Genomic DNA, 16,871 nt, shown 5'->3' on the forward strand with positions numbered 1-16,871 from the left:
GATTTCCCGGCGCTGTTTTCAGCCGTCTTCACGTCGGCGAAACGGTCTTGCGGATTGTTTAGGGCTTCCGATCTGAGGGGCGCGATGAAAATTCATCGTGAGTGCCCAGTTCAGAGGCTTGAAACGAGAAAATCAGTGGATCATGAAGGTAACCGCGCCAGTGGGGACTGGCGCGGTTACTCGGGTCAGCGTTGGGGGACATGCCAGGCGCCTCGGGCGCCCTGGGCGGCCCGGGGCTGGAGCTTGCCGTAGATGAAGACGTCGACGGCACCGCCGTTGGTGGCCACCACGTCCATGGGGGGCTGGTCGTACATCCGGGCCTCGCCCTGGTTGAGGACGCCCGACTGGAGCACCTCTCCCGTGCCGGTGACGCGGACGATGACGTTGGTCGCGGCGCCCGTCACCCTGATCACCAGGGGGGTGATCGGTGTCGCGCTCCGCGTATTGGTGGCCGGGCCGCTCGATTTCGCCGTTGGGCTGGGGGAGCCCGCGGTTCCGGACGGATCGGGATCCGCCTCGTCCCCGGTGATGGCGTTGAACAGCGAGACGCCGCCGACTACAAGAAGAGCTAAGGCGAGCACCACGGCAATGGCCGCGATCAGAATGCGCGCGAGACCCCTAGGGTCCGACCGATGACGTCCCACATGGGGAGGTTAGCGATAACTGTCACCGCTGAGCGACGGACGTGACTCTTCAGAGCCATTCTTATTCGGACCGTTGCCTGATTCGCCTCGTCCCTTCAGCACCTCGCGGACGATCGGGATGACCGAGAGGACCAGGATGATGGCCACTCCGGGCAGGATGTAGGCCTCGATGTTGGGGACCTTGGCGCCGAGGAAGTGGCCCAGCAGGAACAGCGAGTCCGTCCAGACGATCGCGCCGATGACGTTCCAGACGAAGAACTTGCGGGTGTCCATGCCCAGCATCCCGGCCAGCGGGTTGAGGAACGTCCGGACGATGGGGATGAAGCGGGCCAGGACGACGGCGCGGGCCGGGCCGAACCGGTTGAAGTAGTACTCGGCCTTCTCGACCCACTCCTTGCGGAAGATCTTGGAGTCGGGGCGCTCGAAGAGCTTGCGGCCGTACTTGGCGCCGAGCCAGTGGCCGAGCTGGGCTCCGAGGATCGCGGCGATCGGGCCGCCGATCAGCAGCGTCGGCAGGTTCAACGACTGGAACTCCTGGCCGTTGACCTCGTTGACCGCGGTGAGGATCCCCGCGGTGAACAGCAGAGAGTCACCCGGCAGGATGCAGCCGAAGAGCAGTCCCGTCTCCGCGAAGATGATCGCGATCACGCCGATCGTCGCGAAGGTGCCGAAGAGTTGCAGCCACGCCGTAGGGTGCAGCCACTCGGTGATGTTCAGGGTAATGAGCGTGAGATCCACATTGCGAGCGTACCCGTCCTGACGCGCCGGGACGGAGCGAAGCCGATCCTTCGAGGCCCCTGGCGGCGGGCGATCCGGCCGTGCCCGGCCCCCCGGCCCCTGGTCCGCGGCCCAGAATTCGGGATACTGGCCGTGGACGGCATGCCATGCCCGGCGACCACGTCCGCTGGTCAGCCAGGGCGCACCGCCCGGCCGGACGCCCGGCGGCACCACTGCGTGAGAAAGGACGCTGACACAATGCCCATCGCGACCCCTGAGGTCTACGCGGAGATGCTCGACCGTGCCAAGCGGGACGGTTTCGCCTACCCCGCCATCAACGTGACCTCCAGCCAGACGCTGAACGCGGCGCTGGCGGGATTCGCCGAGGCCGAGAGCGACGGGATCATCCAGGTCTCCACGGGCGGCGCCGAGTACCTGTCGGGCCAGGCCGTCAAGGACATGGTGGTGGGCTCGGCCGCCCTCGCCGAATACGCGCGCGTCGTGGCCGAGCGCTACCCCGTGAACATCGCGCTGCACACCGACCACTGTCCCAAGGACAAGCTGGACGGCTTCATGCGTCCGCTCGTCAAGCTCTCCCAGGAGCGGGTGGCCAAGGGGCAGGAGCCGCTGTTCCAGTCGCACATGTGGGACGGCTCCGCGGTCCCGCTGGAGGAGAACCTCCAGATCGCGGCCGAGCTCCTGGAGGAGTGCGCCAAGGCCCGGATCATCATGGAGATGGAGATCGGCGTCGTGGGCGGCGAGGAGGACGGCGTCGCCAACGAGATCAACGAGAAGCTCTACACCACGACCGGCGACGCGCTGGCCACGGCCGAGGCCGTGGGCGTCGGCGAGAAGGGCCGCTACATCCTGGCGGCGACGTTCGGGAACGTGCACGGCGTCTACAAGCCGGGCGCGGTCAAGCTGCGTCCCGAAGTGCTCAAGGAGATCCAGGACGCCGTCGCGGCGAAGTACGGCAAGGACAAGCCGTTCGACCTGGTGTTCCACGGCGGTTCGGGCTCGACGCTCGAGGAGATCCGCGAGGCGGTCTCCTACGGCGTGATCAAGATGAACATCGACACCGACACCCAGTACGCGTTCACGCGTCCGATCGCGGCGCACATGTTCGCCAACTACGACGGCGTGCTGAAGATCGACGGCGAGGTCGGCAACAAGAAGAAGTACGACCCCCGTTCGTACGGCAAGGCGGCCGAGGGCGCCATGGCGGCGCGGATCGTGGAGGCGTGCGAGAGCCTCCAGTCGGCTGGCAAGAAGATCAAGTAGTCCCGCGGCCCCCGGCGTTCCGGCGCCGGGGGCTGGTTGCCTGACGAAACGCGGTTACCCTCGGGGTGTGGCGTTGCCCCGGACGTACGAAACACAGAACTGCTCGATCGCCCGCTCCCTGGAGGTCGTGGGCGACCGCTGGACGATGCTGGTCATCCGCAGCTCCTTCGAGGGGCTGCGCAGGTTCGACGACTTCCAGGACGCCCTGGGAGTGGCCCGCAACGTCCTGGCCGACCGCCTGAACCGCCTGTGCGAGGAAGGCATCATGCGCCGCGTGCGCTACCAGGACCGCCCGGCGCGGTACGAGTACAAGCTGACGCGCAAGGGCGTGGAGCTGTGGCCCGCGATGATGATCCTGCTGATGTGGGGTGACCGTCATTACGCTCCCGGCGGCCCGCCCGTGATCATCGGTCACCGGGGGTGCGAGGGCATCCTCACCGAGCGTCTGACCTGCGGCGCCTGCGGGGCGTCGCTCGATCCGCACGAGGTCGAGCCCCGGCCGGGCCCGGGTTCCTGAGCGAAAATAGGGGTTGTTTGAAGCAACTCGGTGCTGTCCAATAGGTTGCATGAAGCAACCCAATGTGGCCGACGGCGTCCACGTTGCCGGGCTCGACGACATCCGCGTCCGTCCCTACGGGGTCCTGGACGGCGAACGCCTGCGGCGGATGTCGCGCGACCTGTCCCGGCACAGCCTGTACTCCCGGTTCTTCTCGGGAACCCCGAGCCTCCCCGAGGCGTACCTGACCGCGCTGAACGCGATCGACCACTGGAACCACGAGGCCCTGGTCGCCCTGCTGGACGGCGAGATCATCGGCGTCGCCGAGTACGTGCGCGACCGCGCGGAGCCGCGGCGGGCCGAGCTGGCCGTCCTGGTCACCGACCCGTGGCAGCGCCGGGGGCTGGCCCGCCGCATGGTGGTGAACCTGGCCGAGCTTGCCGAGCGCAGGGGAATCAGGGAGTTCGACGCCGAGGTCATCCTGGGCAACCGGGAGGCCATGCTCGCCCTCGGCAGCGGATGGCCCGCCGTCCGCGCCCGCAGCGAGGACGGGGCCGCCCGCTACAGCCTCCCCCTCCCGATCCCGTTCCCGGCCAGGGCCCCGGTCGAGCCCGCCGCGCTGGCCGTGCGGCGGCTGGCCCGAGCGAGACCGGGTGAGGGAGCGAACCCGGGTTGTTAAGCACCCGTCCGTCCTGCTTACGATGACCGGCATGACCCAGAACCTGCTCGGCGGGCCACCCCCGACCGAACTCCCGGAGAACGTCGCGGCCCGCGAGGCGCTGGACGCCGGCGTCGATCCGGTCGAGGTGGCCGCCCGCCACCCCGAGTACCCCGCCGCGTGGGCCGAGCTGGCCGACCGGGCCTTCGCCGCCGGCAGCGTCATCGAGTCCTACGCCTACGCCCGCACCGGGTACCACCGGGGGCTGGACGCGCTGCGCCGGTCCGGATGGAAGGGGCAGGGGCCGGTCCCGTGGGAGCACGAGGCCAACCGCGGCTTCCTGCGCGCCCTTTTCGCGCTGGGACGCGCCGCGGCGGCCATCGGGGAGGACGCCGAGGCCGAACGCTGCAGGACGTTCCTGCGCGACAGCAGCGAGACGGCCGCGGAGGCGCTCAAGGTCTGAGAGACGGCCTGCGCGCCCTCCGGGGAACGCCCTGCCGTGTGGGGCGTTTCCCGTCCGTCCTCGTCCGTCTCAGGAGTTCTCATCGGCCCGTCGCCTCGCGGCCCCGGGGCCGTCACAGGTGAAGGCCGGTTTCCTCACTGTCCGGCTATGGGTACGATTTGATCGCAAGAGGCCCCTTCGCGCTTGCGATCAGGGGCCTTCGTCGTGGGAAGGAAGAGTGGCATGCCGGCGATCGTTCTTGTCGGAGCCCAATGGGGAGACGAGGGCAAGGGCAAGGCCACCGACCTGCTCGGAGGGGACGTCGACTACGTCGTCCGCTTCCAGGGCGGCAACAACGCCGGTCACACGGTGGTCGTCGGAGACCAGAAGTACGCCCTGCACCTGCTCCCCTCCGGCGTCCTGTCCCCCGACGTGGTCCCGGTGATCGGCAACGGCGTGGTCATCGACCCGGCCGTGATGCTGGCGGAGATCGACGGGCTCAAGGAGCGCGGCATCACCTGCGAGCGGCTGCTGATCTCGGCGAACGCGCATTTGATCATGCCTCACCACCGGGCCCTCGACAAGGTCACCGAGCGGTACCTCGGCAAGGCCAGGATCGGCACCACCGGACGCGGCATCGGCCCCGCCTACGCCGACAAGATCAACCGGATGGGCGTGCGGATCCAGGACCTGTTCGACCCCAACATCCTGACCCAGAAGATCGATCTGGCGCTGCGCGAGAAGAACCAGGTCCTCACCAAGGTCTACAACCGGCGCCGCATCGAGACCGGCCCGATCGTGCAGGAGTACGTCGAGTACGGCGAGCGCCTGCGGCCATACGTCGCCGACACCGCGCTGGTGCTCAACAAGGCGCTGGACGAGGACAAGGTCGTCCTGCTGGAGGGCGCCCAGGGCACGCTGCTCGACATCGACCACGGCACCTACCCGTTCGTGACCTCGTCCAGCCCGACGGCGGGCGGCGCCTGCGCGGGCTCGGGCCTCGGCCCCACGAAGATCACCAGCGTGATCGGAATTCTGAAGGCCTACACCACCCGTGTCGGGTCTGGACCGTTCCCCACCGAGCTGCTGGACGAGTGGGGCGAGTTCCTGCGCACGACCGGCGGCGAGTACGGCGTGACCACGGGCCGCGACCGCCGCTGCGGCTGGTTCGACGCCGTGATCGCCCGCTACGCGACCCGCGTCAACGGCATCACCGACTACTTCCTCACCAAGCTCGACGTGCTGTCCGGGCTTGACCGGGTCCCCGTATGCGTGGCCTACGAGGTCGACGGCGTCCGCCACGACGAGATGCCCCCGTCCCAGACCGAGTTCCACCACGCCAAGCCGGTCCTGGAATACCTGGACGGCTGGCAGGAGGACATCACCGCCGCCAAGTCGTTCGACGACCTGCCCAAGAACGCGCAGGCGTACGTCCGGGCCCTGGAGGAGATGTCGGGCGCGCGGATCTCGGCCATCGGCGTCGGGCCCGGCCGCGACCAGACCCTCGCGCTGCGCTCTCTGGTCTGACCTGGCACTTTCCTGACCCGTCGTTAAAGATGATCTCGCCGGGTCGTCACGGTTTGTTGGCCGTCGGCTTGTAGCGTGCCGACCGTGACTCTCACCGGGGCCGTGGAGCTGCACGGTCATCGTGGTGCGCGAGGGCTCAGACCGGAGAACTCTCTTCCCGGGTTCGCGCACGCCCTGACGCTCGGCGTCGACGCGATCGAGCTCGACGTCGGGCTCACGTCCGACGGCGTCGTCGTCTTGAACCATGACCAGGAGCTCTCGCCGGTCAACGCGGGCGACACCCGTCCCGCGCGGCCGGGCGACCCCTTGTTCCCCTATGTCGGCCAGCCGCTGCGCGCGCTGACGCTGGAGCAGGTCAGGACCGTGGACATCGGCGTCCGGCGGTGCGCGCTGGACGACCCGTTCCTGCTGACGCAGCGCCCGATGCCCGGGACGCCCCTCCCGACGCTCGCCGAGGCCGGGGCGCTGCTGGCGGCCGACCCGTCCGTCCGGCTCGCGGTGGAGCTGAAGACCGACCCGAGCTGGCCCCAGGCCGACATCGTCCGGTTCGTCGAGGCCGTCGCGGAGGTGGTGGCGGCCTGCGGCCTGACCGCGCGCAGCCGCGTGCTCGCCTTCGACTGGCGGGTGCTCTCGACGGCCCGCCGCCTGGCCCCCGGCCTGGGACGCGTGGCCCTCATCGAGCGCAAGACGCTCGTCCCCGGAACGACCTGGCTGGCGGGCCTGCCCCCGGACGACCCGGTCGCCGCCGCGTGCGCGATCGGCGCGACCGCGCTGTCACCCCACCACTCCCTGACAGACCCGTTCCTGGTCGAACGCGCCCACGCGAGCGGCCTCCCGGTCGTGGTGTGGACGGTGAACGACCCGTCCGAGATGCGCGAGTTCATCGAGTACGGCGTGGACGCCATCGTCACCGACTACCCCGACCGCTTCCCCCACACCCACGCGGCCTCCCGCAAAACCCGCGTCGCAGCCGGAAGCTAACCCCGCAACAGCCCTGGCCACGCGCGCAATTGCGTTAATCAGCGGGAAGCGAGCCGAAGGCGAAGCTTCCCGGCGAGATCGCGAAGCGATGCAGCAATCGCAAAATCACGGTCACCGGAGCGAGCCGCCAGGCGAGCGCAGGTGGGCCGAGATTTCTGGAATTACAGCCAGCCGTTGCGGCGGAAGCCTCGGTACAGCGAGAAGCAGGCCAGGCCGATGAGCGAGAGGACCATCGGGTAGCCGAACCGCCATTTGAGCTCGGGCATGTAGTCGAAGTTCATCCCGTAGATCCCGGCGATGGCCGTCGGCACCATGAAGATCGCGCCCCAGGCGGAGATCTTGCGCATGTCGCGGTTGTCGGCGACGGTGACCTGGGTCATGTGCGCGTGCAGGATCGGGTTGAGCAGCTCGTCGTAGGACTCCACCTGCTCGCGGACGCGGGTGAGGTGGTCTTCGACGTCGCGCAGGTACTCCTTGATCTCGTTGGGGACGAACCGCCGGTTGGACAGGTTGCGCAGCGGGCCCGCCATCGGCCCGACTGCCCGCTTGAGCTGGATGACCTCGCGCTTGAGCCGGTAGATGCGCCGGGCCTCGTCGGTGCGCTCGGGGGAGAACACCGCCTCCTCGACCTCGTCGATGTCCTCCTGGACGGCGTCGGCCACGCAGACGTAGCCGTCCACGACGCGGTCGGCGATCGCGTGGACCACGGCGGCCGGGCCGCGCGAGAGGCGTCCGGGGTCCTTCTCCAGCTGGGCGCGCACCGGGCCGAGCTCGCCGTGGGCGCCGTGCCGGACCGTCACGACGAAGTCGGGCCCGCAGAAGATCATGATCTCGCCGGTCTCGACGACCTCGGCGCCGCCGGGCCCGGCGGGCACCCAGCCGACGGTCTTCATCACCAGGAAGTGGACGTCGTCATAGCGTTCGAGCTTGGGCCGCTGGTGGGCGTTGATGGCGTCCTCGACCGCGAGCGGGTGCAGGCCGAACACCTCGGCCAGCTCGGCCAGCTCGGTGGCGGACGGTTCGTGCAGCCCCACCCAGACGAACCCGGCGCTGTCGCCCTCGGTGGTGAGCCGCCCGTCGCGGATCAGCCGGACGGCGTCGGCCACGGTGGCGGTGGACGCGCGATGGCCTTCGATGTAGGCGGCCCAGTCGATCACGGCGGAGTCGCGGTCGCCCGCCGGGGTCGTGGCGGAGTGCGGCCGGTTGCGCGGCTTGAACAGGGACATGGTCGCGCGGCCGGGGCGGACTCGTGTCATGGCCATGAGGTGCTCCTAACCCGCCGGCCAAACACACGCGCATCGCGCGCTCTACCCAGGCCGATCAGCGAAGGGAGCGCGCGAGAGCTCTGGCCGGACGCCGTACAGAGGCGGACGGATGGACAGTCCCGTTCGGACTGTGAGGGGTCTCCGGCGTACTGCAAGGATCACCAGGACTCATCCCGACCACCTCCTTTCACTCCTAGGCATCAGGCCGTCAAGCTTTCGCAGCTTACCAGCCGACATTTAAGACGCGGCGCCTCTTCACGGGGTTCACGCGCCCCGCTGTGGCCCCGCCCACAGCGGACGCGTCCGGGCCGTTGGCCACCTGGCGGATACAGGGCCGGTAAGGTCGCTCGACGTGCGAGTACTCGTCCTTGGATCGGGTGGCCGCGAGCATGCGCTCGCCCGCGCCCTGCACCGCGACCCTGCCGTCACCGCGCTCCATTGCGCCCCGGGCAACCCGGGGACGGCCGGGATCGCCGCCAACCACGCCCTGGCGCCGACCGACCCGACGGCGGTGGTCGAGCTGGCCGAGCGGCTGGCCGTCGACCTGGTGGTCGTCGGGCCCGAGGCGGCGCTCGTGGCGGGCACCGGCGACGCCGTGCGCGCGGCGGGCATCGCGTGCTTCGGCCCCGACCGCGCGGCCGCGCGGATCGAGGGATCCAAGGCGTTCGCCAAGGAGATCATGGCCGCGGCGGGCGTCCCGACGGGCGACTCCCGGGTGTGCGAGTCGTCCGGCGAGGTCGACCGGGCGCTCGACCTGTTCGGCGCGCCCTACGTCGTCAAGGACGACGGTCTGGCCGCGGGCAAGGGCGTGGTGGTGACCGACGACCGCGAGGCCGCCGCGCGCCACGCCGGGGAGTGCGGACGCGTCGTCATCGAGGAGTACCTCGACGGCCCCGAGGTCTCGCTGTTCGCGCTCAGCGACGGCCGGCACGCCGTGCCGATGCTGCCGTCCCAGGACTACAAGCGCGCCTACGACGGCGGCGAGGGCCCCAACACCGGCGGCATGGGCGCCTACACGCCGCTGCCGTGGGCCCCCGACGAGCTGGTTCCGGAGGTCATGGCCACGGTCGTGCGGCCCGTGATCGACGAGCTGCGGCGGCGGTCGACGCCGTTCGTCGGCGTCCTGTACGCGGGCCTGGCGCTGACGGCCAAGGGGGTCCGGGTGATCGAGTTCAACGCGCGGTTCGGCGACCCGGAGATCCAGGTCGTGCTCGACCGGCTCGCCACACCCCTGGCCGGGCTGCTCCAGGCGTGCGCCCTGGGCGGGCTGCCCGATGACCTGCGGCTCTCGTGGTCGCCGGGCGCCGCGGTCAACGTGGTCGTCGCCGCCGAGAACTACCCGGCCGCGCCGGTGAAGGGCGACGTCATCACCGGTCTCGACGAGGCCGCGCAGGTTCCGGACGCCTACGTCCTGCACGCCGGCACCGCCCTGGACGACCAGGGCCGCCTGGTCGCCGCCGGCGGCCGCGTCCTGAACGTGATCGGCTCCGGCGCCGACATCACCGCCGCCCGCGCCGCCGCCTACGAGGCCGTCGGAAAGATCGGCCTACGCGGTTCCCACCACCGCTCGGACATCGCCCTCCTGCCCTGACCTCCCCGCATCCGATCGCGGTGGCGGCCTCGCCCTCTTCTTCGCGGGCGACGTCCTGTTCCGCCGCGTCCTTCGGGTGGGCACGGCCCCGATTCGCCTGGCCGCCGCCGTGGCGGCCCTGGCCACGATCCCATCGGCTTGTGGATGGCGGCGGCCCAGATGGCCGCGCTCGTCGTCGTGGTGGTCGTCCTGCTGGAGCACTCCCGCCGCCCAGCCACCACCTGACCCGGCGACGGGCGAGGCCCGAGGCCGCCGTCGACGGGTCGCTCGGGCGGCCCGGGTGACCTTCGTCGAACCGGCGTCCGGACGCCGGCGCGACTGATCTCCGCCCGGCGGACCGACCCGTGTCGGCGACCTGGGAGGATGTCGGGTGTGATCGAGCGCTATACGTTGCCGGAGATGGGACGCGTCTGGAGTGACGCGCACAAGTACGAGCTGTGGTGCCAGGTGGAGACCCTCGTGGTCGAGGCCCACGCGGCGGCCGGGACCATCCCGGTCGAGGTCGTGGAGCCGGTCCGCAAGGCCCCGCCCCCGACGCCGGAGGCGGTGCACGAGATCGAGGCCGTCACCCAGCACGACGTGATCGCCTTCCTGTCGGCATGGGCCGACAACACCGAGCCCCGCGAGGCCGCCCGGTACGTGCACTTCGGGATGACCTCGTCCGACCTGCTCGACACCGCGCTCGCGCTGCAGCTGGTCGAGGCGACCGACATCCTGCTGGACAAGGCCGACGCCCTGGTCGTCACCCTGCGCGAGCACGCGCTCGAACACCGCGCCACGCTGCGCGTCGGCCGCACCCACGGCATCCACGCCGAGCCGGACGTGTGGGGCCACCGCGTCGCCGACTTCGCCTACGCGATGGCACGGTCCCGTGACCGGCTCAAGCGCGCGCGGAGTGCCGTGGGCGTCATGGCGATCTCCGGTGCCGTCGGGACGTACTCCAACATCGACCCCGAGATCGAGCGGCACGTCGCGCGCAAGCTCGGCCTGAGCAGCGCCCCCGTGTCCACCCAGGTCGTCCTGCGCGACGGCATCAGCGAGTGGGTGTCCGCCCTGGCGATCATGGCGACGGTCTGCGAGGCCATCGCGCTGGAGGTCAGGCACGGCCAGCGCACCGAGGTCCGCGAGCTCTGGGAGCCCTTCGGCAAGGGCCAGAAGGGCTCCTCGGCCATGCCGCACAAGAAGAACCCGATCATCTCCGAGCGCCTGGCCGGGATGGCGCGCGTCGTCCGGGCCCAGGTCGTCCCGGTGATGGAGGGCATACCGCTCTGGCACGAGCGCGACATCTCCCACTCCTCCACCGAGCGGATCACGCTGCCCGACGCCGCGATCGGGCTCGACTACATGCTCCACCTGACCAACCGGCTCATGTCCGGCCTGGTCGTGGACGCCGAGCAGATGACCGTCAACCTGGAGTCGACCGGCGGGCTGATCTACACCTCGACCGTCCTGCTGGAACTGGTCGAGATGGGCATGTCGCGCGACGACGAGGCCTATCCGCTCGTCCAGAAGGCCGCCATGGAGACCTGGCAGACCAAGGTGCCCTTCCGCGAGACGCTGCGCCGCCACGCCGCCGAGGCCGGACTCGACCTCGACGAGGCCCGCCTGGACGAGGTGTGCCGCCCCGAGCGCTTCGTCGAGCGCCTGCGTCCGGTCTTCGACCGGCTCACCGCCCTGGCCTGACCGTGGCCACGCTGACCGAGCTGAACGTCTACCCGCTCAAGGGCGGCGGCGGCACCTCCCTGGACGCCGCCGACCTCACCCCACGGGGCCTGCGCCACGACCGGGAATTCATGCTGGTCACGCCCGAAGGCCGCTTCCTGTCCCAGCGCGACCACGCGCGGATGGCGCTGCTCCGTCCGTCCTACGACGGCGAGTTGCTGACCGTCGGCGCCCCGGAGACCGCCCCGCTCGTCCACAAGGCTGTGGGCAACGGGGCGGTCCTGGACGTGACCGTCCACCGCTCCCAATGCCAGGGCATCGACCAGGGCGACGAGGCCGCCGACTGGCTCTCCCTCTTCCTGGACGCCGAGTGCCGCCTGGTGCGTTTCACGGGGAACAGAGCGACCTCCCGAGGCGGCGGCGAACTCGCCTTCGCCGACGGCTACCCCCTCCTGCTGATCTCCGCCGAGTCCCTGGCCGACCTCAACACCCGGCTGGACCGTCCCCTGCCCATGAACCGCTTCCGTCCCAACCTCGTCATCGAGGGTCTGGGCCCCTACGCCGAGGACGGCATCACCCGCCTGCGCATCGGCGACACCGAACTCGAACTCGTCAAGGACTGCGCCCGCTGCCTGGTCACCACCACCGACCAGGAAACCGCCGAACGAGGCCGCGAACCCCTCCGAACCCTGGCCACCTACCGCACCCGCGACGGCGGCATCCGCTTCGGCCGCAACGCCATCCCCCGAACCCCCGGCCCCCTCACCAAGGGCGCCCCCGTAACCGTCCTCACCTAACCCCCCCGGTACGACCAACCCTCGCCCGCCACCGCCCACCCCGCACACGGCCGCCGGTTGGCGTCGGGTCTTGGTGAGTGCGGACGCTGGGCGAGGGGTGGGGTCGGGGCTCAGGAGCTCGTGTCGAACATTCCGGGGATGCGGGCGCCGAACATCATGTCGCCGGTCAGCTTGATCTTGCTGCTCATGAAGGCGGTGACGCCGTCGAGGGTTCCGGCGCACAGGCGCAGGAGGTTGGGCGCCGACATGATGAGGGTGATCCTCGGCTTGGTGGCGGGGCCGCGCTCGGACGCGACCGCGTCGGCGGCGAGGGTCAGGTTGTAGATCTTCTGGCCGTCGGCGGTGTCGATGTGCCACTCGACGACGGCGCTTTCGGTGCCGAGCGAGTCGGACTTGAAGCGGGTCGGCATGAGGCCGAAGACGCGGTCGAGCATGGTGTCGACGCCGGCCTCCGCGATGAACGCGGTGATGATCTTGTCGTCGTCCTCGGCGAGTTCAAGGAGTTCGCGCAGCTCACCGGGGGTGCTGATGCTCTCGGCCAGGCGCTGCAGCGTTGTTGAGCCGATCTTGCTGATGAAGGTCAGGACGAGCGCGTGGTCGTTGCCCGCCAGCGCCAGCAGGTCGCGCAGCTCGCCGGTGGTGGTGATGTGCTCGCCGAGTTTCTCCAGCTCGGCGGGGTCGGCCGTTGCCAGCAGCGCCGCGACGTCGGCGTCCTTGAGGCGGGCGAGGAGGGTCGGGAAGTCGTTGACGTCGTGCAGGACGGAGTCGGCCATGAGGGTCTCCACGTTGCCATAAATCTTTGGGACGAATGTTGGCGGGACAAAGTCTGTGGGTAGCATGGTCCACCGTCAAGGGGCCCCGACGAAAAAAGCGAGCATGGCGACCTACCGCATCGACGAATTGGCCCGCGCGGCGGATACCACCGTCCGCAACGTGCGTTCACTGCAAGAACGGGGAGTGCTCCACGCACCGGAACGCCAGGGCAGGATCGCCGTCTACGACGACTCGCATCTGGCGCGCATCCGTCTGGTCGGACAGCTCCAGGAGCGGGGCCACACGATGGCCACGATCGCCGAACTCGTCACGGCCTGGGAGAACGGCCGCGATCTCGGCGACGTCCTCGGCCTGGAGAAGGCGCTCACCGACCCGTGGTCGGACGAGATCCCCGACCGGGTCGACTCGGTCGGGCTCGCCAAGCTGTTCTTTCCCGGCAAGTCGATGGACGAGGTGGCGGCGCTACCGCCCGACCTGGTCCGCGGCATCCTCACCCGGGCCGAGGAGCTCGGGTTCATCAGGCCCGACGGCGACCACTACAAGATCCCGAGCCCCCGCCTGCTGGGTGTCGGTGCCGAGCTGGTCGCGGCGGGCATCCCGCTGTCCACGGTCTTCGAGATCGCCGAACGGGTCAGCGCCGACTGCGACACGATCGCCGGACGCTTCGTCCAGCTGACCGTCGACCGCGGCAACCTGGACGACACCTCGCACAACGCCGTCCGGCAGGACCTCCCCGAGGTGACCGAGCTGATCCAGCGGCTGCGCCCGCTGAGCCAGGTCGCCGTCCAGGCCCTGCTGGCACGCTCCATGGAAGCTCAGATCCGCGCCCGCACCAGCGAGCAGCTCACCAAGATCGCCCAGCGCCGACGCTGATCCCCGCGTGCACCTTGTCTCACGCGACGCCGGCGTCCTGCTCGGTCACCGGGGGTGGACGGTGTGCGGCTCAGTTGAGTGCTCTGCCCCCGGGGTGGGTTAGCCGATTGTTTGGCCTGTTTGTTGGCCGTACTGGTCGCGCATTTGAGTGGGGACGATCTCGATCACCAGGCCGGGGGCGGAGGGGATGGTGTGGCGTCCGGCCTTGGGGCGGAGGACGGCGACGAGCTCGTTGAGGGCGGCGGGCGGGAGGGTGATGACCAGGGAGTCGCCGTCGTGCTCTCTGATCGAGAAGGTGTCGGACGGTTCGAAGGTGACCGAGGTGTCGTCCGTGCGGAGGACGAGGTCGCGGCCGTAGGGGAGGCGGCCGCGGAGGGCTTGGGCGATGCCGGTGGTCTGGAGGGCGCCCAGGCGAAGGGTGGTGGCGGCGGGCTCCAGGGTCCAGTGGGCCGTGGTGATGAGCAGGAGGCCGGTGCTGGAGCCGTCGCGCTCGATGCCCTCGCGGAAGGTGGCGGCGACGTGGGGGTCGTCCAGGAGCGAGCGGCGTGCGATGTCGGTGACGTGCAGCGGGGTCTTCGGCTCCAGGGCGCCGAGGAGGCCGAGGGTGTCCCACTGGCGGGTGGCCTCGTACTCGTCCGCGGTCAGGCCCACGACCTGGAGGAACTGGACGCGGCCGTGCGGGGTGTCGATCTCGCCCAGTTCGGCGTCCTCGACGAAGGCGACAGCGTGCAGGAGGCAGTTCTCGTCTTCGGCGCGGATGGGGCCGTTGACGTTCATGTGGTGGCCGGGCTCGAACCAGTTGCCGGAGTTGAAGACGTAGCGTCCGAGGTTCTGCAGGACGTTCGCCGCCCATACGGGGGGAGTGTCCTCGTCCGGGGCGCGTGCCACGCGGAAGGTGAACTCGAAGCCCCAGCCGGACTCGTCGGGGTTGTCCGATTCCTTGGAGTACAGCTCGGTCATCCCGTAGGACACCATGTGCCAGTGCGGGACGGGCTCGGTGCGCGGATAGGCGCTGATGCCGTCCAGCGGGTCGGGGCCTCCGAGGGTCCACCGGTGGACGGTGCCCCAGTGGATCGGGGTCTCATTGCCGTAGAGGCGGGCGAGCGCGGCATCGATGGCCGCCCAGCCGGGCGATTCATCCATGTTCGCCAACCCTAGACCTAACCATCCGGATAGGTCGGCCTTTCCTGGCCGTGGCGCTGGACGGGACGGCGCGGGCGGCCCACACTCAAGTCCCCGGCGGGTGAGAACCTTTTGCGGTTCCGGGTGCTCTAACAAGACGCGGTGACCGAGACGCGGCCGCCGTACAGGGGTCGGAACTGCGGCATCGAGGCGCGGAAGTCAGCGGGGCGCGCACCGGACACCTCACTCCCGGCCCGGTGGTTTACTGGGGCGCGTTCCGCATGGTGGCGCTCGCCTTCACGGCCGAGCGGGGATCGCGATGGCAGTCCCAGTTGATCCGGTAGGCACCGTAACCCCAGCTAAGGAGTCAGACGGCATGAGCATGGGCCACGAGGTTCGTTACCGCGTGCGCGGCGGTCAGCGGCTGCACGGCACCGTTTTCATCCAGGGGGCGAAGAACGCCGTCCTGCCGATGATCGGTGCGTCGCTGATGGCCTCCAAGGGCCGGACGGTCCTGCGCAACGTCCCGATCATCGAGGACGTGCGCCGCGCGGTGGAGCTCGCCCAGGCCATCGGGGCCAAGGCCGAGCTGCACGAGGCCGAGCGCACGCTGGTCATCGACGCCTCGACGCTCAGCAGCCCGGTGCTCCCGTCCGACATCGCGGCGCGGTTCCGGGGCTCGTTCCTGTTCGTCCCGGCGCTGCTGCACCGGCTCGGCGAGGCCGTCATCGAGGGTGTCGGCGGCTGCAATCTGGGCAGCCGGAACCTGGACTTCCATTACAACGGCTTCAAGCGGATGGGCGCCACGGTCACCGAGCAGGTGGCCGACAACGGCGACGGGATCATCCACATCAAGGCCGGTGACCTGCGCGGCGGGACGCTGTACTGCGACACCCCCTCGCACACCGGCACCGAGAACCTGATCATGGCTGCGGCGCTGGCCAAGGGCACCACGCTGATCAAGAACGCGGCGCTGGAGCCCGAGGTTCTCGACAACATCGCGATCCTGCAGGCCATGGGCGCCCGGATCAGCGGCGGCGGCACGGGCTTCATCACCGTCGAGGGCGTGGACGAGCTGACCGCCGTCGAGCACACCGTGATGCCCGACCGCATCGACGCGGGCGTGTTCGTCATGGCGGCCGCGATCACCGGCGGCGACCTCAACCTGGTCGGCGCCACCATGGAGCACCTCGGCGTCGCGGCCGACAAGCTGGAGCAGATGGGCGTGGAGTTCCACCAGCAGGGCGCCGTCCTGCAGGTGCGCCGCGACCGCGCGCTGCGCCCGATCAACGTGATCACCGACGAGTACCCGGGCTTCGCCACCGACCTCCAGTCGCCGATCATGGCGCTGTCGTGCCTGGCGGACGGCCCGTCCTACATCTACGAGCGGATCTTCGACGGACGGTTCAAGCTGGCCGACGAGCTCGGCAAGATGGGCGCCGACATCGAGGTCAACGGCAACCGCGCCAAGGTGAACGGCCCGAACGGGCTGCGCGGGGCGCAGGTCGAGGCCCATGATCTGCGCTGCGGCAGCGCGCTCGTGCTGGCCGGTCTGGCCGCCGAGGGCGAGACGACGATCACTTCGGCCTACTACCTCGACCGGGGTCACGCCCACACCGCCGAGCGCCTCTCGCAGCTCGGCGCGGACATCGTCCGAGAGGCCGACTAACTCACTGCCCTGACCGCCGTCAGGACGGTTGATCGGCATAAATCCACGGAAACGGCCGATCCCGGCCATCCTGCGGATCTTTTGTTATTACGGACTGTTCGGTAGCCGGACGGTCGGATTTCGGATCTCACGTAAACCGATCGGACGCCGCAGGGGTCTCCTGAGTGCGCATCAGTGCCACGAGGGGGACCCCTTGCGGCGTTTTCGGGTCTTGTTTTTCAACTTCGGACGACCGAAGATGCAGGATCAAGGCTGACCGATTGGTGACAAATTACTGACTAGGGGGTCCCGTAGGTTACTTTTTCGCCGCACTCTTGATTCGATTTCGCGTCTGGGCGTCACGCAGAGTCGCCCCGACCCGATCTGCCCACT

Annotated in this window: 16 protein-coding genes; 11 read left to right on the forward strand and 5 right to left on the reverse strand. The window is 69.7% G+C overall.

What is annotated here, in order from left to right:
* Window positions 1-185: 185 nt before the first annotated feature.
* Complete coding sequence (locus ACQPY4_RS01275; RefSeq protein WP_433331474.1) at window positions 186-413, reverse strand: RodZ domain-containing protein; 228 nt, start codon at window positions 411-413, stop codon at window positions 186-188.
* 240 nt (window positions 414-653) lie between these two features.
* Entirely contained in the window at window positions 654-1,382 is a 729-nt protein-coding gene (locus ACQPY4_RS01280; RefSeq protein ID WP_433331476.1) for a DedA family protein, read from the reverse strand.
* 237 nt (window positions 1,383-1,619) lie between these two features.
* Here ACQPY4_RS01280 and fbaA point away from each other — a divergent pair, with 237 nt between their 5' ends.
* From fbaA to ACQPY4_RS01310, 6 genes are all read left to right on the forward strand, one after another.
* A complete protein-coding gene (gene fbaA / locus ACQPY4_RS01285; protein ID WP_433331478.1) occupies window positions 1,620-2,642 on the forward strand; it encodes a class II fructose-bisphosphate aldolase in 1,023 nt (340 codons plus the stop codon).
* A gap of 67 nt (window positions 2,643-2,709) precedes the next feature.
* Window positions 2,710-3,159 carry a winged helix-turn-helix transcriptional regulator gene (locus ACQPY4_RS01290; protein ID WP_433331480.1) on the forward strand — a complete coding sequence of 150 codons (450 nt, stop codon included), beginning with the start codon at window positions 2,710-2,712 and terminating at the stop codon, window positions 3,157-3,159.
* A gap of 49 nt (window positions 3,160-3,208) precedes the next feature.
* The gene (locus ACQPY4_RS01295) at window positions 3,209-3,817 is read left to right on the forward strand and encodes an N-acetyltransferase family protein (protein ID WP_433331482.1); all 609 of its coding nucleotides are present in this window, start codon (window positions 3,209-3,211) and stop codon (window positions 3,815-3,817) included.
* Window positions 3,818-3,839: 22 nt separating this feature from the next.
* Complete coding sequence (locus tag ACQPY4_RS01300) at window positions 3,840-4,259, forward strand: DUF3151 domain-containing protein (RefSeq protein WP_433331484.1); 420 nt, start codon at window positions 3,840-3,842, stop codon at window positions 4,257-4,259.
* Between the two features lie 222 nt (window positions 4,260-4,481).
* Window positions 4,482-5,765 carry an adenylosuccinate synthase gene (locus tag ACQPY4_RS01305; RefSeq protein ID WP_433331486.1) on the forward strand — a complete coding sequence of 428 codons (1,284 nt, stop codon included), beginning with the start codon at window positions 4,482-4,484 and terminating at the stop codon, window positions 5,763-5,765.
* Between the two features lie 84 nt (window positions 5,766-5,849).
* Entirely contained in the window at window positions 5,850-6,746 is an 897-nt protein-coding gene (locus ACQPY4_RS01310; RefSeq protein WP_433331488.1) for a glycerophosphodiester phosphodiesterase family protein, read from the forward strand.
* 161 nt (window positions 6,747-6,907) lie between these two features.
* Here ACQPY4_RS01310 and ACQPY4_RS01315 read toward each other — a convergent pair whose 3' ends face one another.
* Window positions 6,908-8,008 carry a magnesium and cobalt transport protein CorA gene (locus ACQPY4_RS01315; protein WP_433331490.1) on the reverse strand — a complete coding sequence of 367 codons (1,101 nt, stop codon included), beginning with the start codon at window positions 8,006-8,008 and terminating at the stop codon, window positions 6,908-6,910.
* Window positions 8,009-8,363: 355 nt separating this feature from the next.
* Between ACQPY4_RS01315 and purD the strand changes: the two genes are divergently transcribed.
* The 3 genes from purD (at window position 8,364) to ACQPY4_RS01330 (ending at window position 12,061) form a co-directional block, all read left to right on the forward strand.
* Complete coding sequence (gene purD, locus ACQPY4_RS01320) at window positions 8,364-9,602, forward strand: phosphoribosylamine--glycine ligase (protein WP_433331492.1); 1,239 nt, start codon at window positions 8,364-8,366, stop codon at window positions 9,600-9,602.
* A 372-nt stretch (window positions 9,603-9,974) separates the two neighbouring features.
* Window positions 9,975-11,285, forward strand: a complete 1,311-nt coding sequence (gene purB, locus ACQPY4_RS01325; protein ID WP_433331494.1) for an adenylosuccinate lyase — start codon at window positions 9,975-9,977, stop codon at window positions 11,283-11,285.
* A 2-nt stretch (window positions 11,286-11,287) separates the two neighbouring features.
* Window positions 11,288-12,061: an MOSC domain-containing protein gene (locus ACQPY4_RS01330; protein WP_433331496.1), complete on the forward strand. Its 774-nt coding sequence runs from the start codon at window positions 11,288-11,290 to the stop codon at window positions 12,059-12,061.
* A gap of 110 nt (window positions 12,062-12,171) precedes the next feature.
* Here ACQPY4_RS01330 and ACQPY4_RS01335 read toward each other — a convergent pair whose 3' ends face one another.
* The gene (locus tag ACQPY4_RS01335) at window positions 12,172-12,834 is read right to left on the reverse strand and encodes an SCP2 sterol-binding domain-containing protein (protein WP_433331498.1); all 663 of its coding nucleotides are present in this window, start codon (window positions 12,832-12,834) and stop codon (window positions 12,172-12,174) included.
* Window positions 12,835-12,937: 103 nt separating this feature from the next.
* Here ACQPY4_RS01335 and ACQPY4_RS01340 point away from each other — a divergent pair, with 103 nt between their 5' ends.
* Window positions 12,938-13,708, forward strand: a complete 771-nt coding sequence (locus ACQPY4_RS01340) for a MerR family transcriptional regulator (protein ID WP_433331500.1) — start codon at window positions 12,938-12,940, stop codon at window positions 13,706-13,708.
* A gap of 99 nt (window positions 13,709-13,807) precedes the next feature.
* Here ACQPY4_RS01340 and ACQPY4_RS01345 read toward each other — a convergent pair whose 3' ends face one another.
* A complete protein-coding gene (locus ACQPY4_RS01345) occupies window positions 13,808-14,851 on the reverse strand; it encodes a suppressor of fused domain protein (protein ID WP_433331502.1) in 1,044 nt (347 codons plus the stop codon).
* A gap of 361 nt (window positions 14,852-15,212) precedes the next feature.
* Here ACQPY4_RS01345 and murA point away from each other — a divergent pair, with 361 nt between their 5' ends.
* The gene (murA, locus tag ACQPY4_RS01350; protein WP_433338762.1) at window positions 15,213-16,499 is read left to right on the forward strand and encodes a UDP-N-acetylglucosamine 1-carboxyvinyltransferase; all 1,287 of its coding nucleotides are present in this window, start codon (window positions 15,213-15,215) and stop codon (window positions 16,497-16,499) included.
* The last annotated feature ends 372 nt before the right edge of the window (window positions 16,500-16,871 follow it).

This window comes from Spirillospora sp. CA-294931, assembly GCF_050946795.1.
Lineage (GTDB): Bacteria > Actinomycetota > Actinomycetes > Streptosporangiales > Streptosporangiaceae > Spirillospora.

What these genes read in the sequence shown, in the direction of transcription:
- ACQPY4_RS01335 (WP_433331498.1), bottom strand. Translation starts at nt 12,834, where the DNA reads ATGGCCGACTCCGTCCTGCACGACGTCAACGACTTCCCGACCCTCCTC.
- ACQPY4_RS01340 (WP_433331500.1), top strand. Translation starts at nt 12,938, where the DNA reads ATGGCGACCTACCGCATCGACGAATTGGCCCGCGCGGCGGATACCACC.
- ACQPY4_RS01305 (WP_433331486.1), top strand. Translation starts at nt 4,482, where the DNA reads ATGCCGGCGATCGTTCTTGTCGGAGCCCAATGGGGAGACGAGGGCAAG.
- ACQPY4_RS01300 (WP_433331484.1), top strand. Translation starts at nt 3,840, where the DNA reads ATGACCGGCATGACCCAGAACCTGCTCGGCGGGCCACCCCCGACCGAA.
- fbaA (WP_433331478.1), top strand. Translation starts at nt 1,620, where the DNA reads ATGCCCATCGCGACCCCTGAGGTCTACGCGGAGATGCTCGACCGTGCC.
- ACQPY4_RS01315 (WP_433331490.1), bottom strand. Translation starts at nt 8,008, where the DNA reads ATGGCCATGACACGAGTCCGCCCCGGCCGCGCGACCATGTCCCTGTTC.
- murA (WP_433338762.1), top strand. Translation starts at nt 15,213, where the DNA reads ATGGGCCACGAGGTTCGTTACCGCGTGCGCGGCGGTCAGCGGCTGCAC.
- ACQPY4_RS01345 (WP_433331502.1), bottom strand. Translation starts at nt 14,851, where the DNA reads ATGGATGAATCGCCCGGCTGGGCGGCCATCGATGCCGCGCTCGCCCGC.
- ACQPY4_RS01295 (WP_433331482.1), top strand. Translation starts at nt 3,209, where the DNA reads ATGAAGCAACCCAATGTGGCCGACGGCGTCCACGTTGCCGGGCTCGAC.